Origin of the sequence: Halomonas sp., assembly GCF_041689495.1 — a bacterium.
Classification (GTDB): domain Bacteria; phylum Pseudomonadota; class Gammaproteobacteria; order Pseudomonadales; family Halomonadaceae; genus Halomonas.
This window is the reverse complement of sequence record NZ_JBDNGD010000022.1, coordinates 1-1,539: the sequence shown is the minus strand read 5'-3', so window position 1 is coordinate 1,539 and position 1,539 is coordinate 1. Positions and strand designations below refer to the sequence as shown.

The 1,539-nt window shown below is 64.8% G+C and carries 2 protein-coding genes and 1 pseudogene; 1 reads left to right on the top strand and 2 read right to left on the bottom strand.

Annotated features, from left to right (window positions below; genetic code table 11):
* Positions 1-104, bottom strand: a pseudogene (locus tag ACESMD_RS00595) (ribosome biogenesis GTPase RsgA); the annotation flags it as partial.
* A gap of 82 nt (positions 105-186) precedes the next feature.
* Between ACESMD_RS00595 and orn the strand changes: the two are divergent.
* Positions 187-804 carry an oligoribonuclease gene (gene orn, locus ACESMD_RS00590; RefSeq protein ID WP_372609359.1) on the top strand — a complete coding sequence of 206 codons (618 nt, stop codon included), beginning with the start codon at positions 187-189 and terminating at the stop codon, positions 802-804.
* A gap of 51 nt (positions 805-855) precedes the next feature.
* On the opposite strand, the gene queG is transcribed toward orn, so the two are convergent.
* Positions 856-1,539: tRNA epoxyqueuosine(34) reductase QueG (gene queG, locus ACESMD_RS00585; RefSeq protein WP_372609358.1), on the bottom strand; the 684-nt coding region annotated here is incomplete at its 5' end.

The window sequence follows — 1,539 nt, the reverse complement described above, 5'->3', positions numbered from 1 at the left end:
CTGTCGGTATCGTCAGCGTCAAGCCTGTCGGCACGCCTGGCACGCTCGGCCTGGATCTTCTCGATGCGCCACCGTTGCTGGCGGCTCAGGTTTCGTTTGCTCATGGGGGCCCGATGCTCGGTACAATGCAGGTATTGTACGCATTCAGGGCGTCCGCTGTCGCCGGCGTCGAGAGGACCCACTACCATGACTGACAAGGCCGCCATGACTACCAAGCCGCAGAGTGACTCAACGGATCCGCGCAAGAACCGCCTGGTGTGGATCGATCTGGAGATGACCGGGCTCGACCCGAACCGCGAGCGGATCATCGAGGTCGCGACCCTGATCACAGACAACCAGCTCAATCTCGTTGCCGAAGGGCCGGTGATCGCCGTTCGACAGCCGGAGAGCCTGCTGGCGGGCATGGACGACTGGAACCGCAAGACCCACGGCCAGTCAGGGCTGGTCGAGCGCATCAGGGGCAGCGATATCGAGACCGCCGAGGCCGAGCGTCTTACGCTCGACTTCCTCAATGCCCATGTGGACCCGGATACTTCGCCGATGTGCGGCAACAGCGTCCACCAGGATCGGCGCTTCCTGGAACGGGAAATGCCCGAGCTGCTGGCCTTCTTCCATTACCGCAATCTGGATGTCTCGACCCTCAAGGAACTCGCCCGCCGCTGGAATCCCGGGGCCCTGGCAGGCTTCGAGAAACACAATGCGCACCTGGCCATGGACGACATCAAGGAGTCCATCGCCGAGCTGGCGCATTACCGTGATACCTTCCTGCGCCTGCCGAGCCAGCGGAGCGACGAGGAGGAGTAGCGCCCGTCTAAAAGCGCCTAGCGCCAAGCGCCTAGCGCTAACGACATCCTGCTAGCCGCTGGCGATCAATGCCCGGCGGTTATCCCGCTGTCGCGCCAGCGCCCAGCGCACGTGCTCGCGCACCAGGTCGGAGGGATAGGGCAGGCGCGCCATCAGGGCGGCCTCCACGGCCTCGCTCCAGGGGGCATTGCCCAGGCCCACGGCCAGGTTGCGCAACCAGCGCTCGTAGCCGATGCGTCGGATGGGGCTGCCGGCAGTCTTCTCCAGGAACTCTGCTTCACTCCAGGCGAACAGCGACACCAGGCTGGCCCGGTCCAGGTCGTGACGGGGAGAGAAATCCGCTTCCCGGCTGACACGAGTGAAGCGGGTGAAGGGGCAGACCAGTTGGCAATCGTCGCAGCCGAAGACCCGATTGCCCATGGCCGCCCGATAGCGTTCGGGAATGGCCCCGAACAGCTCGATGGTCAGATAGGAGATGCAAGCGCGCGAATCGACCACCCGGTCCTCGACGATGGCCCCGGTGGGACAGGCGGTCCGACAGGCATTGCAGCTGCCGCAATGCTCTTCTTCGAAGGGGGCGTCAACCGGCAGGGGCAAGTCGGTGTAGAGTTCACCGAGGAAGAACAGCGAACCGGCCCTGGGGTTGAGCAGCATGGCATTCTTGCCGAACCAGCCCAGTCCGGCCTTGCGGGCCAGGGCCCGCTCCATTACCGGGGCGGAGTCGACGAAGGCACG

What these genes read in the sequence shown, in the direction of transcription:
- orn (WP_372609359.1), top strand. Translation starts at nt 187, where the DNA reads ATGACTGACAAGGCCGCCATGACTACCAAGCCGCAGAGTGACTCAACG.